This is a genomic window from Njordella aestuarii (assembly GCF_056494165.1).
Window position 1 is genome coordinate 6,285,512 of record NZ_CM151397.1, and the last position, 20,229, is coordinate 6,305,740.

Below are 20,229 nucleotides of genomic sequence, written 5' to 3' on the forward strand. Positions count from 1 at the left end.
GAGGTCGTGCGCACCTATTCGATCCGCCTCTCCTGCACAAGAACTTGTAATGCCACAGCACTACCCCAAGATTGCTCAGCTTAAGACCGTGGACAGGTTCCGGGAGCGTTGCCTGGAACTGGGAATTCAAATCCCGGTTAGTTCTGCGGAGCAGTTAGCTGCGTCCCCCAACCCCATGGCTCAAGAGTGGCAGATGGGGACTTTCAAAGTTGGCAATCGTTGGTGCATCCATCCCATGGAAGGCTGGGACGCCAACCCCGACGGCACTGCTTCGCGCTTGACTTTGCGGCGTTGGAAAAGGTTTGGCGAGAGTGGTGCGAAATTAATTTGGGGCGGTGAAGCGGCGGCAGTCCGAGCGGACGGTCGCGCTAATCCACGACAAACAATGGCGACTGCGAGCCACGCTGCTTCACTCTCGCAATTGCGGTACGAACTAGTTTCAGCCCACGAAGCGAGCATGGGTTCCACTGATGGCTTGGTCGTAGGTCTACAACTTACACATAGCGGTCGCTTTTCGCGCCCTAATAGCAAGCACCTTGAGCCTAGAATCGCTTACCATCATCCGTTACTAGACAGAAAATTCGGCATCGAACCGGACGACGAATCTATTGTCTGGACCGACGACCAACTGGATGATTTGATTAAAGACTATGTAGTTGCAGCTAAGACTGCGGCGGAAGCTGGCTATCAGTTTGTCGACGTCAAGGCATGCCACGGTTATCTGCTCCATGAGTTTTTATCTGCTCGCAGCCGCCCAGGACGTTATGGAGGTGATTTAGCTAGTAGATCACACCTACTGTGCAGTATCATTCAAGCAATTAAGCAAGAGGTTCCGGCAATCCAAATAGGTGTTAGGTTGAGCGTTTTTGATCGCCCGCCGTATGAGGCAAGCGACGAAGTTGGTCAACCGATGGCGCATGAGCTGCCATATCTGTACGGCTTTGGAGTCGATGAAAAGCAACCGCTGGAGGTTGACCTGACGGAACCGCTTTGGCTTTTGCAACGCCTTCATGACCTTGGCGTTGTGGCGATAAACCTGACTTGCGGCTCGCCTTACTATAATCCTCATATCCAACGCCCGGCAATTTTTCCTCCGAGCGATGGCTATTCGCCCCCTGAAGATCCGCTTGTCGGCGTTGCGCGACAAATTCAAATCGCTGCCGAGTGCAAAAAAGCCCTACCTGAACTTCCAATGATCGGTACCGGCTATACTTATTTGCAAGATTTCCTGCCCAATGTAGCGCACGCGGTTGTTAAGGAAGGGATGATTGATGCCGTCGGCCTCGGTCGCATGGTGTTGTCCTACCCAAGCCTGCCGAAAGACTCACTTGCGGGAAATACGTTGGCTCGAAAATCGATCTGTCGAACATTCAGCGATTGCACCACAGCCCCACGCAATGGTCTCGTCAGCGGTTGCTACCCGCTCGACGAATTCTACAAGTCGATGCCCGAAGCTGAGTTTATTGGGAAGTTAAGGAAATAAGCAGTTCATCTGATCGAACGTGTTGAATAGTAAGTTCGGAAAAGTGGCACGGAATCTGCAAATAGCTGTATTGCATCAAGCTAACCAAGCGTTTTTAGACCAGCTTGAGCTCGTCTCTTTCGGAGGCGGTCCGATTTAGAGCAACTTTTCAAGGATTCTATGATGAATAAACAAACAGCTGGCGAGAATGAGCTAGATAACTGGTCATCACTCCGCCGTAAGATCCACAGCCATTGGCCCGAGATCGGTGACAGCGAATTGCGAGACGTACAAGGTGATTCTCGCAGACTCGTCGCGATCATCCACCAACGTACCGGTGGGACGCTGAGTGAAATTGAAGAAAAGATCGACAAGATCGCGCAGGAGAGCGAAGGTTTACTGTCTCGAATATCTGGTACTGCTGGGGACTATGCGCATTCCGCTAAAGAAGGAATTGTTGGCGGATCGAAGTATGTATCCGATAAAGTCGGCGACTGCATGGATTCAACGGGCCAATTGGTGCGCGACGGATACCAGGGAGCAGTAGATTACAGTTCGCAAGGCTACCAGGGCACGCGGTCGGCAATCCAATCTAATCCGCTTCAAGCAGCAGCAATTGCTTTTGGTGCTGGAGCGGTCGTTGGTTATGCTTTACTCAGCTCAATGCTCATTCCACCACCCAAGCCAACATACCGAGCGAAGCTTGAAGACTGGTGGAATCGTTAGCCCTTGCTAACAATCAGACGCGAACCTGAGTTAAGGGCGGATCGCTGGGACGGGTTGCCCCATGACAGGCTGAACGTTTGACTCGTAGGGTTCTAGCTGGTAGTGCTTCGGAATTTCGGTGGAAATCGCGGGTGCACTGCTAGACTCATTCGATAGTGGTGCGGGCAAAACGGTCGTTTCTTCGAACGAAGGAGGCGCAGCCTCAGTGTATGCGTCTGCAAAACTGAACGGCCGGACGAGCCCCTCATCTGGCATCCCCTGATTCACCCGGGGACGCGGATGATGGTATGGACAATGTGGATCTTTACAGTCTGGAACATGCGCCCCTGCGCACGCAAGTGCAATCCGACTGAGTTGTCGTCGGCCTTCGGACACGGCGATTTCTTCTCGAGGTAATCCAGTTGCACAAAAATCGATAATCTCGGGTTGAATGAAAACTATCAGCTCCGATTCACGAATCTCTGTGTTATGAGTGCGGAATAACCGGCCCACGAATTTCCAGTTCATCAAGCCCGGTATACCGTTGACGGTTTCGACCGCTGTTTTTTGCCGAAGCCCACCTAACACCAAGGTGTGCTGATTTGCAACTCGCACGGTCGTGCGTGCTCGACGCGCATCGATCACTGGATTGCCGTTATTAAAACCCGTTAAGGTACTAAACTCTGGCTCAACGACCATCTCAACAGTCCCGTCGTTCGAAATACGCGGCGTCACGTTTAGCTTAATACCAGCTTCTTCGAATGCAGTTGTACCGATTGCCCCGCCTTGCTGAGTTTGCGTCAGCTGTTGTATCGGTATTTTCGTGACAATATCAATGGTAGCTGTTTCGCGATCGATAACCGTAACGTGGGGATCAGCGAGAAGCTTTGCGCCTTTCGTTTCGTCAAGTGCTTGAAGCACCGTACTTAGCTCCCAGTTTGACGAGAGCGTTCTAAAAAACCACTGTCCGCCGGTCGGCCCTGCCGCTGTGGCACCTGCAGCACCTGCACCTGCGGCAGCTCCTGCTGCTGCGCCTGCTGCTGAAGTGGCTGCTGCGACCGGTTGCACGGGAATGGCCGGTGGATTGCGTGTCAACAATCCCCCGTCCATGCGAATGTTGTTTCTTGGTATCCCATTACTGTCGACTGCCTGGCTCATGGACTGACTAGACCAATCGAAACCAAGCCGTTCAAGTTCGCCCAATGAAACATCGTAGATAAAAGAAGTTATACGAACCTGTGTTCGAGCAACATCCACTTGCTGGGCCGCAAAGCTTGCTCGTGCGACCACTTCTGGGCTGCCAGACACGAGTATGAGCTGCTCATTCTCAATAGTTGTAAATGTACCCGTGCTGCCGATTGCAAGCTCGACTGCTTTTGCTACATCGTTGACCGATACAAACTGAGGGCGAATTTTGATGATCTCACTGGAAGCTGGCATAACTTGACTGAAGCCAGGCGCCCCTTGAATCGGTAGAGGGATACCAACGCTGTTGGCTTGCGCAGGATTCGAATTGCTTCCTAGCAATGTTGCCAGCATCTTTTGCATCGCAGCGATTTGATCTGGGCTATCGTATACAACAATTCTGTTGCTCGAAGGAATCGGCTGGATCTTCCCGCCCATTGGACTGGAAAAAACACCCAACGCGTCGACGATTTCTCCCATGGATTCGACAGGAATTTCTTCGGGGAGCAGGAGGGTTTCGGCTCGAAAATTAGGGTTATTCGGACCAATGGCGGCTTGAGGCAGAACCACCAGCGAACCGCCATTTTGACGATACCCATAGCCGTTGACCGTCAAGATAGCGTTGAGAATTTCCTGCAGAGTTGCATCTCGGAACACACCACTTGCTAGGCCCGTTACGTCGGCTCCTGCTACGATGTTGATTTTCCACTGCTCGCCAAGTGAATAAAGCACTTCATGAAGCGGCGTATCGCGAAACACTACGCTTCCACGTTGCTGGAGAACAGTATTGATGTTGCGTAAGTCATCAGCACTTTTTAGCTCAACGTTGGCAGCCTTCGGAAGTGGCTGACCAAAAGAGCAACTGGTGCTGGCGACAATCAGGCATATAGCCACCGCAAAAATCAAAAGAGTTTTGCAGATGGCGATCTTGCTGTTTGTAGAACGGTACTCTTGCTTTTCATCCATGAAAAGTAAGCCAACTTCCTCAAAGTGAGTTTGTTATGGGGACACGGGAACGAACATCTACGTTAGTTCAGCTGTATCGCTTATATTTCAATTTGCTCTTCCGGTTTACCAGTAACAACTTCGTGAAACTGAACTTCAAACTCCATAGTCAATCGGTTGGCTTCGCCAGCACGACGGAACAACGACCCCTCATTGATGGAACACAACCAATTTTCACCATCAACCTTCTCCATAAAGCCTAGAAGATTTTCCAAACTTCCCTCGATACTCACCAACAGCGATTCCTGATGCAGCACGAAGGGTGCTTCCTCGATACTGGTTGTAGTTCTAACCGAAGTGTCTTCATTCAAGCCATCTTCACCAAGGGGTCGTGCATAGTGCCCCTTCGGCGCCGACTTTTTCAAGTTGCAATTGCATTGCTTCGCTAGCAAAACAAGTCGATCTTGAACTTGTGACAACTTATCCTTGGTGATCGTCCTCTTCTGGAAATCTTCGATAGGTTTGGAAATCTCGTTGGCAACTCGCTGATAATCGTCGAGCAAATCTTGCTGTACCGCGCTTTCTGCTAGCAAACTCTGATAGCGATTGCTTTCGGCATAAGCTTCGTAAACATCATCGGCCACCCACATAGAAAATATTACCAATAATCCGAATGCGGAGAAATTAACGATTTTTCCAATCAGCCGGACAGGATCATAGTATTGATGACGGCTTAACTTACTCATTCTGCCACTCCATTCCAGTTCGTGCTAAGAGAGCCAAGATTATTTTGCATTCTCTCCCCCATCTACTTTTCCGAGCTTGCGAACGAGATGAGTCTTGCGACTCGAGTTGTTTTTGATTTCGCACCGCACGTCAAACTGCATTTGGTCAACGCCGCGACTGTCCATCGAGCTGATCGACTCAACAGAAACGTTTGAAATCAGAGGCAAGGTTTTTAGCGATGATATCATTTCGTAGGATCGATCTTCGTCAGCCATGGTACCCTTGAGGCTAAGCTTGGTAGCACTACTAATCGTGATATTTTCCAGTTTCGCGTTCTCTGGCAGGCATCTCGCGGTTGAGGAAACAAGCGCACGCCAATCGTTGCGTTGTATAGTACGGTCGACAGCCTGCATCCGACGAAGCCATTCTTGCTTTTGCTCTTCTCCAGCTAGTTGTGTTTCGGCTTCCCTTACTTGTTCGGTCAAGTCCTGAAGGAAGATTCGCATCTCGCTGAGACGTCGTTCTTGTACCCAACTGAACGACCACAGCGCGACTATTGTCACGAGAGCAGCCGCAGCGGGCCAGAACGCGCTGACATATCGATGGAACGGCGAACGCGGCTGCAATGCTTCCAGCCGTTGCAGTAGGTCGGGAACGGGGATAACATCTGGATCATGCTCTTGTTGGGCAAATGCGCCCATCATTGCAAGCTGGACTATGGCGGACACATCTCCATCACACGGCGTTGTTTGCGATTGACGAATTACGTCCTTGGCATTGGCGACGGTCTTGAAGTCTGGATCGTGCACGATGAGCTTGTCGTGAAAAACCTGAACGCTTTCGTCCGATCCAAACAGCAGAACATTTTCCAGCTTGGCATTGTCGACGACTCGATACCGTTCGCAGAAACGCTTGAGCCTCGCCATATGCGAGGCAACGAGGCCTGCTGCGTCTTCTATATTCTTCCAACCACCGACTCGGTAGCTTAACATCAAGCGACCTTGGCACGAAATCGCAAGGTCGCAACGATTGTCATCGGTGAAAATTTGTAGAACAGGTTGCTTGGCATCAAGCCCCAGCTTGCCAATCGCGCGCGTGACCGAAAGCGTGACTGGCTCTACCGATGCTAGGCGAATAGAAGCTGCGCGGCACGCACTGTAGATCTGCTGAATCACGCGTTGGCTGACAATTGACGTCAATGCGTATTCGCTTCCGCTAGGATCCGACAATCGCACTTGTCCCGTAAGCTTGTCACCTAAGCCTAACGAAAGATAGAGCTGGCTTCGGTTTTGGATATCATCGACTTCGCGCTGTACACGGTGCGAATCGCCAGTGCTGACACGTGTCACGCACATGCTATCGCCCAGACACAAACGCACTGGAGTTCGGTGCTGACCGCTATGTCGCATGACTTCGGTTAGCGCGTCGACTAGTTTCTTCTGCGCGTCCGCTGAAGTCATTGGAAGCCGTTCAGCGTTCCACACAACGCTCTTCAATCGACTTCCTTGGTCGAATTCATCTTCCTTACCCACGAACAAATGGAGCTCGTATTCGTCTAACCACAGCGCGACGGTTTTTTGGTTTTTCTTAGTAATCATATCCGTTAAACTACTTTCGAACTCAACGCACGATCTCACTCAGAGCCGAATTGACCAGAAGTGTTTTCGGCGCGGTAGGTCAGCTAACCTTTTGGAGGTGACCTAGGGCGACATCGCCGATCGTCGCTGGTTCAATTCAGAAATCTGAAAAGAGTATTGATGCGTCCTTGTGAGTTGCTTTACGTTGGCGGAGCTGGAAATCGTGATAAGTCCGCCATTCTCATTTATATTTGCAATTGCTGAATTACCACTACCGATTGGCAACTCGATTGGCGGTAAGGCTCCTCGTAGGCTTGGGTCCTGAAGCAGTAATGCTACCGCTCGTTCGTTGCAAGCCCGGGCCAATCGATCGGCCGCAGCTTCATTGTCCACTGCTGCAGACTCTATGTTCTCTGTTTGAAGCGTCTGAAAGATTCCGATCACTAGAACGCTGCAAACTGCAGCGACTACGAGGCATATCAGAAGTGCAAATCCAGACGGTTTTTTCTTACGCATAAAACGACCTATAGTTCGACCTAACGCATCTCTAGTTACCCAGAAAGGCCGGCGAGCAACTCTAACTCACGCTCAGCACCCTACAGATCTTCAATTGCCCGAAAGACTGGCTGAATGTTCACGCTGGTCGGCACAATCGCTATAGAGCCAACAGCCGCAACTCAATAAGAATTGCTAATGGTTTCTCCGTCCTAAATCGGCTTGCGTATCCACACTTCACCCGATCGACTCGCGTTGGAGGCGTCTGTCCCGCTTATAACTTGAACGCGCAACAATGTACCTTCGAACGGCTGCGAAAAACTTTGAAGGCGGTCAAAACGAATTGCGCCAATGTTTTCAGCTATCACATCAGATCGGCCAAAGCGTTCGTGGATGATTTGAGAACCAGACTGACGAATCGTCTCGACTACTCCCGACGTATTTCGAAAACGGACTGTCGTCGCCGACTGGTTGAGTATCTCTGTTGCGTTTCCGAGCGTACGTGTCATGTAGCGAACTACGCTTGCACGATCACTTCCAGAGCGGTGTTGGGTATTAAAGTGCGACCAAACCGAGTGACTGGCCTTCATCATTGACACCATGGGGACGAGCAACATCGTCATCAGCCCCACGCTCACAATAACTTCGACCAACGACATTCCTCGCCGCTTCAAATAGCGTCGGCTTCTATGCAACCTAGCAAGACTTTCTGTGGTCATGATAATGCACCTCTATTTTCGACGAGCGATTTGAGAAAACGATTGGTACATAGGTTCCCCAGCATCGCGTACTGAATTCCCATTAACATCATGATAGGCATCGATATAGCTTGTCATCAGTCGATTGGGAATTCCACTAGCATCGCGATCGGTAGCATGCAAGGTATATTTAAGTTCGGGGTATCCCCTTGTTCCAAAATTGCCTGAGAAGGTATTGGAACGAAAATTCTGCAACAGGTCCTGATCATTTGCTTCGAGTAGACTTTCACAGCACAGCCGCAATTGATGCTTTGCTTCGATCCGTCCAGTCCACTGATTTGCATCCGAAAGTGCGACCGCAGTCGGAACTAGGACAATGGTCGAACAAACCAGCGCACCAATAACTTCTAGCAACGATGTACCATAGCGAGAGCGACGTTTTCGCATCTTAGAGTTTGACATCACGAATGATACCTCCAGCCATAGTAACGGAAATTTTTCGAAGTGGCTTATCCCGAACAACGTTTAGCTCGAAACTAGAAAGCGCATCGCCCGTGGCACTGAAAACCACATCTGCCCGCGTGGCGTCGTGAATCAACTGAGCATCGAGCGTGTGGGTCGCTAAAGTTTCATACGCAACGCCGTTCCACCTTTCGATTGCATACCCGCTAAAGTCATGGTTAGGTCCGAGAAAGCGAACTCTTGCATTTGTGCTAGATGACATGGCGAGCGTCCTTGCCGTCCGCAATGCAACACAGAGGTTGTTTCCCTCAGTGGAGGCTTTGACTGAAGCAAGGGCCCTAGAATTGCCGAAACCGCCCGTCGCCGCTAGTGCTACTATTCCAAGGACGACAACAACGGCCAGTAGTTCGACTAAAGTCACACCATTCCTATTGTTATGCATCTTTGACCTGTAACTCACTAGTTCTGCCTTTAAACGAACAAAAGGCGGATTCACTACAAATCACGCCCTCCATTCTTTAGTTTTAAATAGCGCGTAAGCGTTATCTAGGTGCTACTGGGTTGATCACCGTCAAATTGGTGTTATCCCATTGGTAGTAGCTTCCGTACGGTGTCGGAGTGGTGCGGGCTGAAGTCAGTCCGGCAGTGAACAAACGAGTCATGGCTCGGTCAGGATAAGCTCCTGTTTCCATGTAATACGCTTGCACAATACCGTTCAATCGTGCGATGTTTTGCTGATCAATCTTCGTCTGCGATTTTGCACGCATCGGAACAATGGTCGCAACAGTTGCAGTCGCAACGACGGCGAGGATGACGACCGCTGCGATAACTTCAATTAGGGAAAATCCACGGCGGATACGTCGTGACTTCATGGCTGCTCCTTTAATGAACAAATTTAAATATGTCGGTGAAAGCGTTGTGCTCTCGCTGAGATAATTAAACTTAGGTTGCAATTATTGTGGATGTCCCTTTTTTTAATAAATATTTTTGACATCTCGCCTTATCCATATTTAATACAGAATGGATCCGGAGCACTTCCCTCAGTTTTTGGAGCCGGAGAGTGATCGTCACACAAGATTATTGCTGCTCGCAACTTTACCGCTCTAGGCTGGCAATGCTCCTGTTGCGATCGATTCTTCTTTAGAGGCTAACAAAAAACTGGAGTTTGAAAAAAGGATTTATAGATTATCAAAGATGCGAAAAGTAATGACGGCAGCGGCGAGTTTTGCCCAAGCATCAATCATGGTAGCATCTCGATCATAGCGAAAGCGAAGTCGTCTTATTCCTTTAAACCACGAAATGGTTCTTTCCACGACCCATCGTAATTTGCCTAGATGGCTGCCATGTTGCTCTCGACGCCGTCGAATCTTGGGTTCAATACCGATCCATTCAAGAAGCTTCCGTCCCGAGTTGTCGTCGTATCCTGCATCGGCGATGACTTGCTTGGGATGCGTTAGTGGGCGTCCCCTTCGACCACCAATCTGCGGAAATTCGACGACAGTTTTGACGAGTTCTTTCACGTCAGGCACATTAGCACCGACCACTCGAACTGCGAGAGGAACTCCGTTAGCGTCCACCATCAAAGTGTGCTTAGTCCCCGGTTTTGCACGGTCGGTCGGATTGGGACCACTCTTGGCCCCGCCTCCAAAAGCTCGCGTCAGAGTCGAATCGATAATCGCTACTTCATGGTGCAACCGCTTCGCTGCATTGAGCTTATTGAGAATCTTCTTATGGATACGCTCCCAAATTCCCGTGGACTGCCAAAGGCGCAAACGCGATCGAGCGGTCTCACCGCAACATCCCATCTCCAACGGGACATCTGCCCAGCGGCAGCCGGTCGTCAGCACATGCCAAATTACCCGCACTACCACCTCATGCTCGATCGGTCGTCGACCACCATCACTGGTAGATTCTGGCAACGGCGGCAGTTCAGCTAAAATGAATCTCAGTAAATCGTCCGGTATAATATTCTTAGCCATGATATTCTCCTTGAATTCATGGCTGGCGCAAACCCTGTGCCAAACGAACGTTAGGCAAGTTTTTTGTTAGCCTCTTATTCAATTCGGACGTAGCGTAGCTCGCCATGCAGTGTGAGCCGATGGATTTGCGACCCAGCCTTCGCTATAACGCGGAAGTTCCTCAGTGCGAGTGAGGAATAACTTTGCCAGTCGTGGCATTGAACTGGTAGGAACGCCCATCGACAGGACAGGATGGAATTGATCTGCCCGAGGTGCTCAATTCTGTCATCAGGCCTGAAACGGGCCTGCCATGCGTGCGTCGGTATAGTTCTGCCTGTAGCTGCAGTTCGACACGTTGCAATTCACAGGCGTTAGCTCCGACTTTCTGGCGCGGCTGAACTGCGTATTTGGCTGCGATCCCCCCTATGATCGCCAGGACGATCGTAGCGAGAACTACTTCGATTAAACTAAACGCTTTTCTTCCACACAATGGACGCATGTTACTGAATATCCAATACGTCAAACATATGAAACATAGGCATATATATTGCCAGAACGATCCAGCCGACGCACATGGCGAGGCCTACTGTTAAAATTGGCTCTAACATTCCAAGAGCGGCGTTAAGGCGATTTTCTAATTGCTTTTTTACAATCTCACAGGAACCGTGACACGCTTGAGTTACTCCCCCGCTCTGTTCTCCCACGGTTATTAACTGCATAACCGCGTTCGGGAAAAGATGCTCAGCCTTTTGTAAGGCTACGCTAATTTTCTTACCTTGGCCAACTTCCATCGCCACTTGAGTGAGAATTTTCCGAGCTTGGCGATTGGGCACGCTTTTGGCTGCTTGGGTAATTGCATCGAGCGGCACGAAACCCGCCTCACTCAAGACGAGGGCAGATCTCAAATACTCAATCGCTGACAAATCTGTAAGAAACTTTCCGACGAAAGGCAGTTTTAACAGCCAGCCATCAAATTGAACCGATAGATTTTCATTAGCACGAATGATTCGATAAATTGAGAAAAGCGCCACTGCTATTACTGGTGCAAGCCAAAGATAACTGGTCGCAAACCGACTAAAGGCAGTTACAAAGGAAGTTACCCAAGGCAACGAAACCTGCGACTCACTATATATCTTCTCGAACTGCGGAACGACCGTCGTTAACATGAAGGTGACCAGTCCTGAGCCGGCTAGTACAACTAATAGCGGGTAGCTAAGCTTTTGAAATAGCTTGCGTCGTAGTTCGATTGACTCTTCGATGTGCGCGACAATTCGCTGCAGGCTTTCGATCAGCGTTCCAGACGCTTCAGCAAGTGCAATATGTTGAATCAGCGATGCATTGAAGACTTTAGGAAAAGTCGCCAGAGATTTTGATAACGATTCTCCACTTGCGACGCGACCTCGAATGTACATCAACATTGGACGGTGTTTTCGACAACCTCGGTCAGCTGCAAGTCCGTCCAAAGCGCGTTGAAGCGAAAGTCCATTTTCCAGCAACATGCGCAGCATGCTTAACAGGCCTGCGAGGTCGCGTTTGCGCATCTTGACCTTGGCAGGAGTCCAAGCAGAACTGGAAATCTTGCTGGCCTTCGCCGTCGCTCTTGCTCGAGTCCCCGTATGTGTAGTCGAAACTGCATTCGCAGTCTGAAACATTTTTGCGAATAAGTTTCGATTGACTGTCTTAGTTGATGCGCTGCTCATCGATTATCCGACTGTCTTATAGTAAACTTCTTCAACGGTGGTGATACCGCGAAGTGCGAGATCTAAACCAGCTTGCTTGAGTTCTCGTAAACCGTTTTGCTTTGCAAGTTCACGCAGTTCCGATATAGGAGCATGCGCTTCAATCGCCGACATCAACGTTTGGTTGATCATCATGATTTCAAAGATTGGAGTTCGGCCGGAGTATCCACTGTTAAGGCAACGCCGGCATCCTCGTCCATGGTAAAACGTTTTGCCTAGGCAAGCTTCTCCGCTTGGCCCCAGCCTTCTCAGTATCTCTTCGTTAGGCACAATTTCTTCGCGGCAATCTTCACATACTTTCCGCACAAGACGCTGTGCTATACTGCCAATAAGAGCTCCGGCGATCTTAAAATTGTCTATGCCCAAGTCCCCTAAACGAACAACTGCACTCGTTGCGTCATTGGTATGCAACGAACTAATCATCAAGTGCCCAGTCAACGCGGCTTGCGTTGCCAAATGAGCCGTTTCTTGATCTCGAATTTCACCGATCATGATCACGTCGGGGTCTTGACGCATGATGTATTTCAGCGCGTTAGCGAAACCCATACCGTGCTCATTGTTGCTTTGAACTTGGTTGATGCCAGTGAGTCGATACTCGACCGGATCTTCGACTGTCACGATATTTCGTTCAACCTTATTTAGTTCGGATAGCAAGGCGTAGAGTGTCGTACTTTTTCCCGATCCCGTCGGTCCTGTGACAATAAACATGCCGTGCGGTTTTTCGGCGATTTGTCGCAGAAGAGCCAAGTCATGTGCTTCGATGCCAAGTTTTTCCAAGCTGAACGTTTTGCTACCTTCATCCAATAGTCGCAGCACAAGCTTCTCACCGCTCACTGTTGGAATGCTGCTGACCCGGTAGTTGACCTTCTTTTCGTGCTCGACAACCGTGAGATGCCCGTCCTGAGCTTTCCGCGTTTCGGTTGTATTCATATCCGCCATTACTTTGATGCGAGAAACGACCGCTTGCTCGATGTGCATGGGAATCGTCATAACCTTCTGCAATTCACCGTCTACACGATAGCGAACACGCATCTCAGGCTGGTGAGGCTCCAGATGGATATCGCTAGCCGCGGCATCGACGGCACCGTTGAGTATCGCTTGGACAAGCCTTACTACAGGCGTATCCATTTGTTCTTCGACTACTTCAACTTCTTGTTCGATCTCTTCAATTCCTAGTCGCTCTAGTTCGTCCAGTTTCATATCGACGATTGTCTGCCGAGCAACACCGCGATCGTCATAACCGCGTTCCAACGCGGTTACAATATTTTTTTCATGTGCGATAAAAGGGCGGACGTGGTAGCCCGTCATCAGTTCAACTTCCGCGATTGTTTCAATGTCGTCAGGGGCGAGCATTGCCAGATGTAGCTCTCGCTTTTGCACGGCAAATGCGACGACTTTTCGGTTTCGCGCGAATACTTCAGGAATCAAACGTAAGACTTGAGAATTGATGTTTGAAGCATCAACGTCCGCAAAACCGACATCAAACTGCAGCTCAAGTGCTCGGTTGAGTTGTGCAAGGGTAATAAACCCCTCGTTAACCAAGTGATCTCCGAGAATGACATTTCTATCGCGAGTGCGAACCGCCAAGTCCATTTGGCTGTCGGTCAACATGCCTTCAGCAACGAGAATATCACCTAGTCGTAGCGCCATAATATTGCGGTTTAGCTATGAAATTTCAGTTGAATTGGAAGCACCGTGGGTCATACCGTGACAGCAACGTCTTCGGTACTACAGAGTCGATCGACTTTTGTTTGCAACGTATTCAGGTCAAAGGGAGCCAAAATGTAATCGTTTGCACCCAAGCGGTAGGCTTGTTCGACCATTTCAAGCGATGGATCGAGCGAGACGCAAAGGATGCTCAGCACATCTCTTGGGTACTTTTGCCGAACTGCAACGATGCTGTCGCGGATGTTCGCATCAGGTAGCGACGTATCTAGCAAAAGCGTCGAAAATCCGCCTGTTTCCAAAAAGCTCATCATCTTGGCCTTCGAACCACAGGTCTCAACGGTGTAACTCAATAGCTCTAGGCGGAAGGCAATTAGCTCTGCGAGCACTTCTTCTGCGATTGCTAGTAGGACCTTCATCGTTCGACCTTTCTCAGGACAATTCGGCACAATACAAATGACCGAGAAGTCTATGACAAGGAATCGATGCGTGCTGTAAAGTTCGCCTAGAGAAAGGCGCCTATTTCCGCAAACAGTGCAGGATACAACGATTGTGCCGAGCGAATATCCACATTCGACGTACTGGAATTTGACAAGTCGCCAATTGCGATCTATTTAAGACCAGGGCTTAACGCGCGGTCGCTCGGAAAGTTACTCGTGCACGTTCTCCATCGACACGCTTCCAATGATGAAAATTGCTAAAACAAGACGGCTCAGCACAGTATCGCTCGCCGGCATCATATGCATGTTGACTGGGTGCGGGAGTTCGGGAGATTTGCAGGAGGCAATGGCGAGCATTCGCTCGACTCAGATGTCGACACAGGGCTTGATGGTTAACAAGAAGTTGCCCTTTGATGAAATCGAATTGGCAGACGATACAAAGCCAGAAATGCTGCTTCCTAGCCCCAACCGGACCGACCCCTTTGAATGGGACGAACGCTTCAATAAAGAAGCCGGATCGGAAGAGCGCACCGGCGCACACGCAGTAAAAATACTGGGGTTCATCGAAACAGACAAACCGCGTGTAATGCTCTCAGTTGACGGGCAAGTCGAAACCCTTGCCGAAGGTGAGTCACTAAAGAAAGTGGAAGTCGTCGAAATTAAAGTGCCTCGTGTTCGCCTTTCGATCGACGAGCTCACATGGACTGCGTCGATTTTTGATGAACGGCATGGCGGTTCGCTGCCATCGCAATAAGCCTTTGCACAGCGGTTGCTAACCGATATGGATAAAGGCATGGACGTGGGGGGCGCCGCGGAAGTGAATCACGGTTCGTGGGCCCTCAATCCGCCACATGTCCCATACTTGGTCACCTTCTAAATCTTCGTCGCGATAGAACGCGAATCGAAGTTGGTCTACACCACCTACTTCATTGATAATTGCAAGCGCCTCCTCTCCATCTTCTTGCCTGTATGGGGAGAGGATCGTTTTAAGAACGTCCTGCACCAACGTTTTCTGGTCGCTGCTCATGGCGCTTACCAGTAGGCCTTGAGCATCTTTCGCATCAGTTGTTGGCGTCACCTCTGATTCAGCAGGAATGCTCTCGAGTAGTGCAATTTTACGCTGGTCGCTGTCCAACGCAGCAAAAACTTCGTTGACCTTCTTGGTCTGGAAATAGAACAAGTTGTCCGATGCGGAGGACTCTTCACCATGTCCGTACACCATTGGCCCGCCAAAAGCACTGCCCTTAGTCGTGTTTCCATCGGCACGCAAAGTGAGGTGTCTTCCAGTCAGAACCCATTGGAACTGCTCGCTCCCAGGAGTCCCAAAAATCCCTACGCTGTAAGCGTTAAGACCACCGTCGTCATACTCCATCTGTTTGGTGATCCGATCAAACCCCTCTTCGCTGGTTACACTGCGAACAATCTTTTCGATTGCGGCCTGTTGCGACTTGTTATAAAAGTCACTACCTATCAACGGATCGGATATGTGCCAGTTAGCGTGTGCTTTCTTCACCGCCGGATTTGCAATGTCAAAGCAGATGGCACTTTTTTGTTGTTCGGAAAGTCCTTGGTAAAACTCGCTGATAATTGTTTCTGCAGTACTTGATATGGAAGAGGCAGCATGACCAAAGCGTGCTGCGGTAGTTGCGAATGCCAGCGAGGCTGCAGAGGTTACAAGAAATTGTCGCCGAGACGCGGAAAGTCGTACATCGCTCATAATAAGCCTCGTAGGGTTGTAAGAACTCGTGACATTAGCCACGAGTAAAGGCAGGAGTTTCACAGTGTCGGCCTGCGTGAATCGCAAAACCGACCCAGAAGTGATTGTCCATTATAAGCTATTTTGGCTGACGCGGCGCTGCGAGCATGTCGGCGAACTTTAAAATCGTCTTCCCCTAATCGACGGGGAAACCGCGTTTTCGCAACAGTGCCGATGTGTCTACGTCGCGCCCACGGAAGCGTCTATAACCTTCTGCAGGATCGATCGTATCTCCGACGCTCATCACGTGATCGTGTAACTTTTTCGCTGTTTCGGAGTCATAGAAACTGCCGGCCTGCTCAAATGCTTCCGCTGCATCTGCGGTAAGCGCATCGGACCAAAGATAGCTATAGTAACCCGCTGAATAGCTATCGCTCGAAAAGATATGTGAGAAATGAGGGGTGCGATGTCGCATAACAATTTGATCAGGCATGCCCAGTTCTTTGAGCGTCTCGCCTTCGAATTTATCAGGGTCGATATCGACGTCCCCCGCCAAGTGCAATTTCATATCGATCAAAGCGCTTGCCAAATACTCAACGGTTGAGAACCCTTGATTGAAGGTCTCTGCTTTCAAGATTTTGTCAAACAATTGCTGCGGCAGTGGCGCGCCCGTTTCAAAATGAACTGCAAACTGATTCAGCACTTCGGGTGTTGTCAGCCAATGCTCATTTAGCTGAGAAGGGAATTCAACGTAATCTCTTGCGACGCTTGTACCAGCCTGTGATGGATATTTGACTTTGGAGTTCAATCCATGCAACGCGTGGCCGAACTCATGAAACAGCGTTGTTGCATCGTCCCAAGAAATCAAGACGGGCTGGCCCTTTTCGCCGGGCACGAAATTCGAATTGTTAGATACAATTGGTAACACCGGTGTATTGATGTTCTCTTGACTGCGATAGGCGTTCATCCATGCGCCCGAGCGTTTTCCGACTCGCGCATAGGGATCTAAATACCACAGTCCAACCGTCCCGCCGTCGCGCCCTTTGACTTCCCACACTCGCACATCAGGATGAAACACAGGCACATTTTTGATTTCTTCGAATTGAAAGCCGTAGAGTTCGCCGGCCGCCCACATCATTGCTTCGCGAAGCTTTTCTAATTGCATGTACGGCTTGACTTCGTTGAAATCCAAATCGTATTTGGCCTTACGGACTTTCTCGGCATAGTAGCGATAGTCCCAAGGTTCAATCGTGATGCCAGCGTTCTCGGCATCAGCGATCTTTTGCATGTCAGCTACCTCTTGCTCAACTCGTGCAACGGCCTTTGGCCAGACGGACATCAGTAGCGCTAAGGCCGCCTCGGGCTCCTTGGCCATTTGCGGCTCAAGGCGCCAATGCGCGTGCGTCTCGTAGCCAAGCAGCTTTGCTCGTTGTGCTCGCAGCTTCAGTATTTCCGAGATGATTTTATTGTTATCGTGAGCGTCACCGTTGTCTCCACGACTATAGTAAGTGCGCCAGACTTTCTCCCGCAAGTCTCTGTTCTTTGCGTATGTTAGGAAGGGATCCATTGAAGAACGGGTATTTGTAATTGCCCATTGATCATTCTTTCCTCGCTCGCGAGCTGCTGCAGCCATTGCAGCACGAACGTCCTCTGGCAAGCCTTCCAGATCAGATGACTTTTCAACCCAGGTGACATACTTCTCTTCGTCTGCAAGTACGTTCTGGCTAAACTCCGTAAACAAGGTCGCAAGTCGTTGATTGATAGCGGACAATTTTGCCTTATCGTCGGCACTTAGCCTTGCGCCATTTCGAACGAAACGCTTGTAGTAGTCGGTGACCAAACGTTTTTCAGCCTCTCCCAGTGATTGAAGCTGTTCACCTTCGTAGATAGCCGCAATTCGCGCAAACAGTTTCTCGTTCTGATTGATACTATCTTCATAGGCCGCTAATTTCGGCGAGATATCACGTTCGATATCGGGAATCTCTCCGACGTTGAGGTTCGATGAATGGACATCAAAGAGAGTCATTAAACGTGATAACGGACGTGCAACCTTTTCAAGCGCCACGACTGTGTTCTCGAACGTTGGCTCTGAATCGGAGTCCGCTATCGTGTCGACTTCGGCTGTTGCCATGCCGATCGCTGCCTCGAAATCTCGTCGAAAATCTGAGATTGTCACTGCGTCCCATGGCGGCACTCCGCCAAAGCTTCCCTCCCACTCCGTCAGCATGGCAGACTTTGACAAAGGAACGGCATCAATGGTGTTGGATTCTTGCGACATACTTATGGAAACTGGAAGGAAATTGATAGCGATGAAGAGCAAGCTGGCGGCCTGTCGTGAACATAGCGGCACAAATCTGCGTCGTCCAAACAGAAATGTTGTACGGGGGGTATAGGACATTGAAAATCTTCCTTGGAGAACGAGAAAGCAAATTTTAGGGTGTTCCAACCTGTTTCAAGCGTGGCAGCAGATAGCACCACGAACCGTGGCTGTGTGGATTCTACGAAAGATACCGCAAATCCTCAGCCTCGAAGCTTTCAGATTTTATTCGAATCTTGCCGGGCAAGGGGCAAGTTTCCAAAAGTTGGAAAAATTTCTTGGCGATTCAAGGCAAATCTCGATTATCGATGCTATGGTTTAGTTGCGAAGTTTGTTAACCATGCTAACTTTTGCAAAGCCCTGCCCACCTGCATTGAGCACTGGCGAACGCTGTAAGCCCCCCTTCCCTATCGCCCTAAAGTGACAACTACAAAATTGCGTACATCCGACCCAAACGAGTTGACCGACCGACAGAAACGCGTTTATGAAGTCATTCGTGACAAAATCGTGACGCGTGGATATGGTCCGACGGTGCGAGAAATCGGTGAGATCCTGAGTATCTCTTCTCCGAACGGCGTGATGTGCCACCTTCGAGCACTCGAACGAAAAGGGAAGATAAATCGGCTGGCCAACAAGTCCAGAGCGATTGAGCTGACTGAAGGTATTACTCGTCCAGGCCAAACAACGTCACTGCCCATGTGCGGTACGATATCCGCGGGTGCGTGCACTCTATCGTTTGAGCAAAAAGACGAAATTGATATTTCAGACATGTTCGTCCGAGACGACCGATTTGCGCTGCAAGTCAATGGCGACTCGATGATCGATGCCCACATTGCTGACGGCGACTACGTCATAGTACAGCGGCAGTCGTACGCTTACCCAGGGCAGATTGTTATTGCGAGAACCGACGACGACGAAACAACGCTCAAATATTGGTTTCCGGAAAACGGTCGCATTCGGCTGCAGCCCGCCAATAATCGCTTGGCACCAATTTACGTTACCTCGGCAGCGATTTGTGGAATTGTTATTGGTATCGTGCGTCGGTTTCGGTAGCTACTAGTCACGCCGGTCCACCTATTTCCGCGTGACGCGTTCTCCTTGCTCACCAATTTCGGCGATTTGCCGGGTCAAGGCCCCTGGCACTCAGGTCTTGGTAATGGGGTCTTGGCGATCTATCGCAAAGCTGCGATTCTTTATATCTGCGATACCGACGGTATTGCAGTGCGACCTGGCATCTTGCTTGCAGATCTATAAAGCAGTTAGTTCGCACGTTCACTTTGATCAGCCACCAAAATATCAGGCTGGCACTACCTCGGGAGATTAAAAACATGGCGTTTACACTACCAGAACTGCCTTACGCAAAAGAAGCATTGCAACCGCACATTGACGCTAAAACCATGGAAATACATCATGGAAAACACCATCAAGCGTACGTTACCAAGCTGAATGAGGCGGTAGCCGGCACGCCGATGGAATCAATGTCCATCGAGGAAGTCATGGCAAAACTGGACTCTGCTCCGCAAGACAAACTGGCTGCAATTCGCAATAACGGAGGCGGCCACGCCAACCATTCGCTGTTTTGGACAGTAATGGGTCCTAGCGCTGGAGGCACACCGAGCGGCGAATTGGCGGCGGCGATTGACAAAGCATTTGGAAGCTTTGATGCATTCAAGGAAAAGTTTGCCAATGCTGCTGCGACGCGTTTTGGGTCTGGTTGGGCGTGGCTTTACGTCAAAGATGGCGGTTTAGCGGTTGGCTCGACAGCGAATCAGGACTCGCCGTTGATGGGAGAAAAGATCGCAGGTATCTCCGGAACACCGATTCTGGGCCTAGACGTGTGGGAACACGCATATTACCTAAACTATCAAAACCGACGCCCTGATTACATCGCCGCATTCTGGAACGTAGTCAACTGGGACGCTGTTTCCAAGCGATTTGCATCTGCCAAGTAGTGGCTTTGGATTGCGACGGAAAATGATCTTCGACTGATCTTGTCGAATACCATTCTTTGGGAGAAGTTGCGAGCCAGCTTCCAACTCTCCCGTCGAGCCCTCATCAATAGGGCTAGCTATTCAGCACCTAAGTGCTTTCTTCAACAGGCTAGCAAGTTCCGCTAAAGATGTGAGCCAAACCCGAGCGTCTTTACAACCCGAACTAGG

Annotated in this window: 20 protein-coding genes and 1 pseudogene; 5 read left to right on the plus strand and 16 right to left on the minus strand. The window is 50.0% G+C overall.

The genetic code is table 11. The annotated features are described in order from the left end of the window. The first annotated feature begins 49 nt into the window (after nt 1-49). On the plus strand, nt 50-1,483 hold the full coding sequence (locus tag SH451x_RS24520; protein WP_479359920.1) for an oxidoreductase: 1,434 nt from the start codon (nt 50-52) through the stop codon (nt 1,481-1,483). Nucleotides 1,484-1,645: 162 nt separating this feature from the next. Then, nucleotides 1,646-2,188 carry a hypothetical protein gene (locus tag SH451x_RS24525; protein WP_479359921.1) on the plus strand — a complete coding sequence of 181 codons (543 nt, stop codon included), beginning with the start codon at nt 1,646-1,648 and terminating at the stop codon, nt 2,186-2,188. Between the two features lie 30 nt (nt 2,189-2,218). Here SH451x_RS24525 and SH451x_RS24530 read toward each other — a convergent pair whose 3' ends face one another. The 14 genes and pseudogenes from SH451x_RS24530 to SH451x_RS24595 form a co-directional block, all read right to left on the minus strand. Beyond that, nucleotides 2,219-4,318, minus strand: coding sequence for a type II secretion system protein GspD (locus tag SH451x_RS24530; protein WP_479359922.1), 2,100 nt, complete (start codon nt 4,316-4,318; stop codon nt 2,219-2,221). An 80-nt stretch (nt 4,319-4,398) separates the two neighbouring features. Continuing rightward, nucleotides 4,399-5,043: a hypothetical protein gene (locus SH451x_RS24535; protein WP_479359923.1), complete on the minus strand. Its 645-nt coding sequence runs from the start codon at nt 5,041-5,043 to the stop codon at nt 4,399-4,401. 39 nt (nt 5,044-5,082) lie between these two features. Then, nucleotides 5,083-6,621, minus strand: a complete 1,539-nt coding sequence (locus SH451x_RS24540) for a PilN domain-containing protein (RefSeq protein WP_479359924.1) — start codon at nt 6,619-6,621, stop codon at nt 5,083-5,085. Nucleotides 6,622-6,723: 102 nt separating this feature from the next. Further along, the gene (locus SH451x_RS24545) at nt 6,724-7,116 is read right to left on the minus strand and encodes a hypothetical protein (protein WP_479359925.1); all 393 of its coding nucleotides are present in this window, start codon (nt 7,114-7,116) and stop codon (nt 6,724-6,726) included. A 191-nt stretch (nt 7,117-7,307) separates the two neighbouring features. Then, entirely contained in the window at nt 7,308-7,814 is a 507-nt protein-coding gene (locus SH451x_RS24550; RefSeq protein ID WP_479359926.1) for a hypothetical protein, read from the minus strand. Between the two features lie 12 nt (nt 7,815-7,826). After that, nucleotides 7,827-8,255 carry a hypothetical protein gene (locus SH451x_RS24555; RefSeq protein WP_479359927.1) on the minus strand — a complete coding sequence of 143 codons (429 nt, stop codon included), beginning with the start codon at nt 8,253-8,255 and terminating at the stop codon, nt 7,827-7,829. Further along, nucleotides 8,242-8,517, minus strand: coding sequence for a hypothetical protein (locus tag SH451x_RS24560; protein WP_479362942.1), 276 nt, complete (start codon nt 8,515-8,517; stop codon nt 8,242-8,244). Before SH451x_RS24560 ends, SH451x_RS24555 begins: the two co-directional genes overlap by 14 nt. 105 nt (nt 8,518-8,622) lie before the next feature. Further along, nucleotides 8,623-8,697, minus strand: a pseudogene (locus SH451x_RS24565) (prepilin-type N-terminal cleavage/methylation domain-containing protein); the annotation flags it as partial. A 100-nt stretch (nt 8,698-8,797) separates the two neighbouring features. Next, a complete protein-coding gene (locus SH451x_RS24570) occupies nt 8,798-9,127 on the minus strand; it encodes a prepilin-type N-terminal cleavage/methylation domain-containing protein (RefSeq protein WP_479359928.1) in 330 nt (109 codons plus the stop codon). Between the two features lie 306 nt (nt 9,128-9,433). After that, entirely contained in the window at nt 9,434-10,234 is an 801-nt protein-coding gene (locus tag SH451x_RS24575; RefSeq protein ID WP_479357354.1) for an IS5 family transposase, read from the minus strand. Between the two features lie 160 nt (nt 10,235-10,394). Then, complete coding sequence (locus SH451x_RS24580; protein WP_479359929.1) at nt 10,395-10,712, minus strand: prepilin-type N-terminal cleavage/methylation domain-containing protein; 318 nt, start codon at nt 10,710-10,712, stop codon at nt 10,395-10,397. A 1-nt stretch (nt 10,713) separates the two neighbouring features. Beyond that, nucleotides 10,714-11,913, minus strand: coding sequence for a type II secretion system F family protein (locus SH451x_RS24585; protein ID WP_479359931.1), 1,200 nt, complete (start codon nt 11,911-11,913; stop codon nt 10,714-10,716). A 3-nt stretch (nt 11,914-11,916) separates the two neighbouring features. Then, complete coding sequence (locus SH451x_RS24590) at nt 11,917-13,602, minus strand: GspE/PulE family protein (protein WP_479359932.1); 1,686 nt, start codon at nt 13,600-13,602, stop codon at nt 11,917-11,919. Between the two features lie 50 nt (nt 13,603-13,652). Continuing rightward, nucleotides 13,653-14,036, minus strand: coding sequence for a response regulator (locus SH451x_RS24595; protein WP_479359933.1), 384 nt, complete (start codon nt 14,034-14,036; stop codon nt 13,653-13,655). Between the two features lie 265 nt (nt 14,037-14,301). On the opposite strand from SH451x_RS24595, the gene SH451x_RS24600 reads away from it, so the two are divergent. Then, the gene (locus SH451x_RS24600; RefSeq protein ID WP_479359935.1) at nt 14,302-14,811 is read left to right on the plus strand and encodes a hypothetical protein; all 510 of its coding nucleotides are present in this window, start codon (nt 14,302-14,304) and stop codon (nt 14,809-14,811) included. An 18-nt stretch (nt 14,812-14,829) separates the two neighbouring features. Here SH451x_RS24600 and SH451x_RS24605 read toward each other — a convergent pair whose 3' ends face one another. Together SH451x_RS24605 and SH451x_RS24610 are read right to left on the minus strand one after the other, a co-directional pair. Continuing rightward, nucleotides 14,830-15,774: a DUF3500 domain-containing protein gene (locus SH451x_RS24605; protein ID WP_479359936.1), complete on the minus strand. Its 945-nt coding sequence runs from the start codon at nt 15,772-15,774 to the stop codon at nt 14,830-14,832. A 175-nt stretch (nt 15,775-15,949) separates the two neighbouring features. Next, on the minus strand, nt 15,950-18,151 hold the full coding sequence (locus SH451x_RS24610) for a M3 family metallopeptidase (RefSeq protein ID WP_479359937.1): 2,202 nt from the start codon (nt 18,149-18,151) through the stop codon (nt 15,950-15,952). A 339-nt stretch (nt 18,152-18,490) separates the two neighbouring features. Between SH451x_RS24610 and lexA the strand changes: the two genes are divergently transcribed. Both lexA and SH451x_RS24620 read left to right on the plus strand, forming a co-directional pair. Then, the gene (gene lexA, locus SH451x_RS24615) at nt 18,491-19,123 is read left to right on the plus strand and encodes a transcriptional repressor LexA (protein WP_479359938.1); all 633 of its coding nucleotides are present in this window, start codon (nt 18,491-18,493) and stop codon (nt 19,121-19,123) included. Nucleotides 19,124-19,398: 275 nt separating this feature from the next. Further along, complete coding sequence (locus SH451x_RS24620) at nt 19,399-20,022, plus strand: superoxide dismutase (protein WP_479359939.1); 624 nt, start codon at nt 19,399-19,401, stop codon at nt 20,020-20,022. Nucleotides 20,023-20,229: the final 207 nt, after the last annotated feature.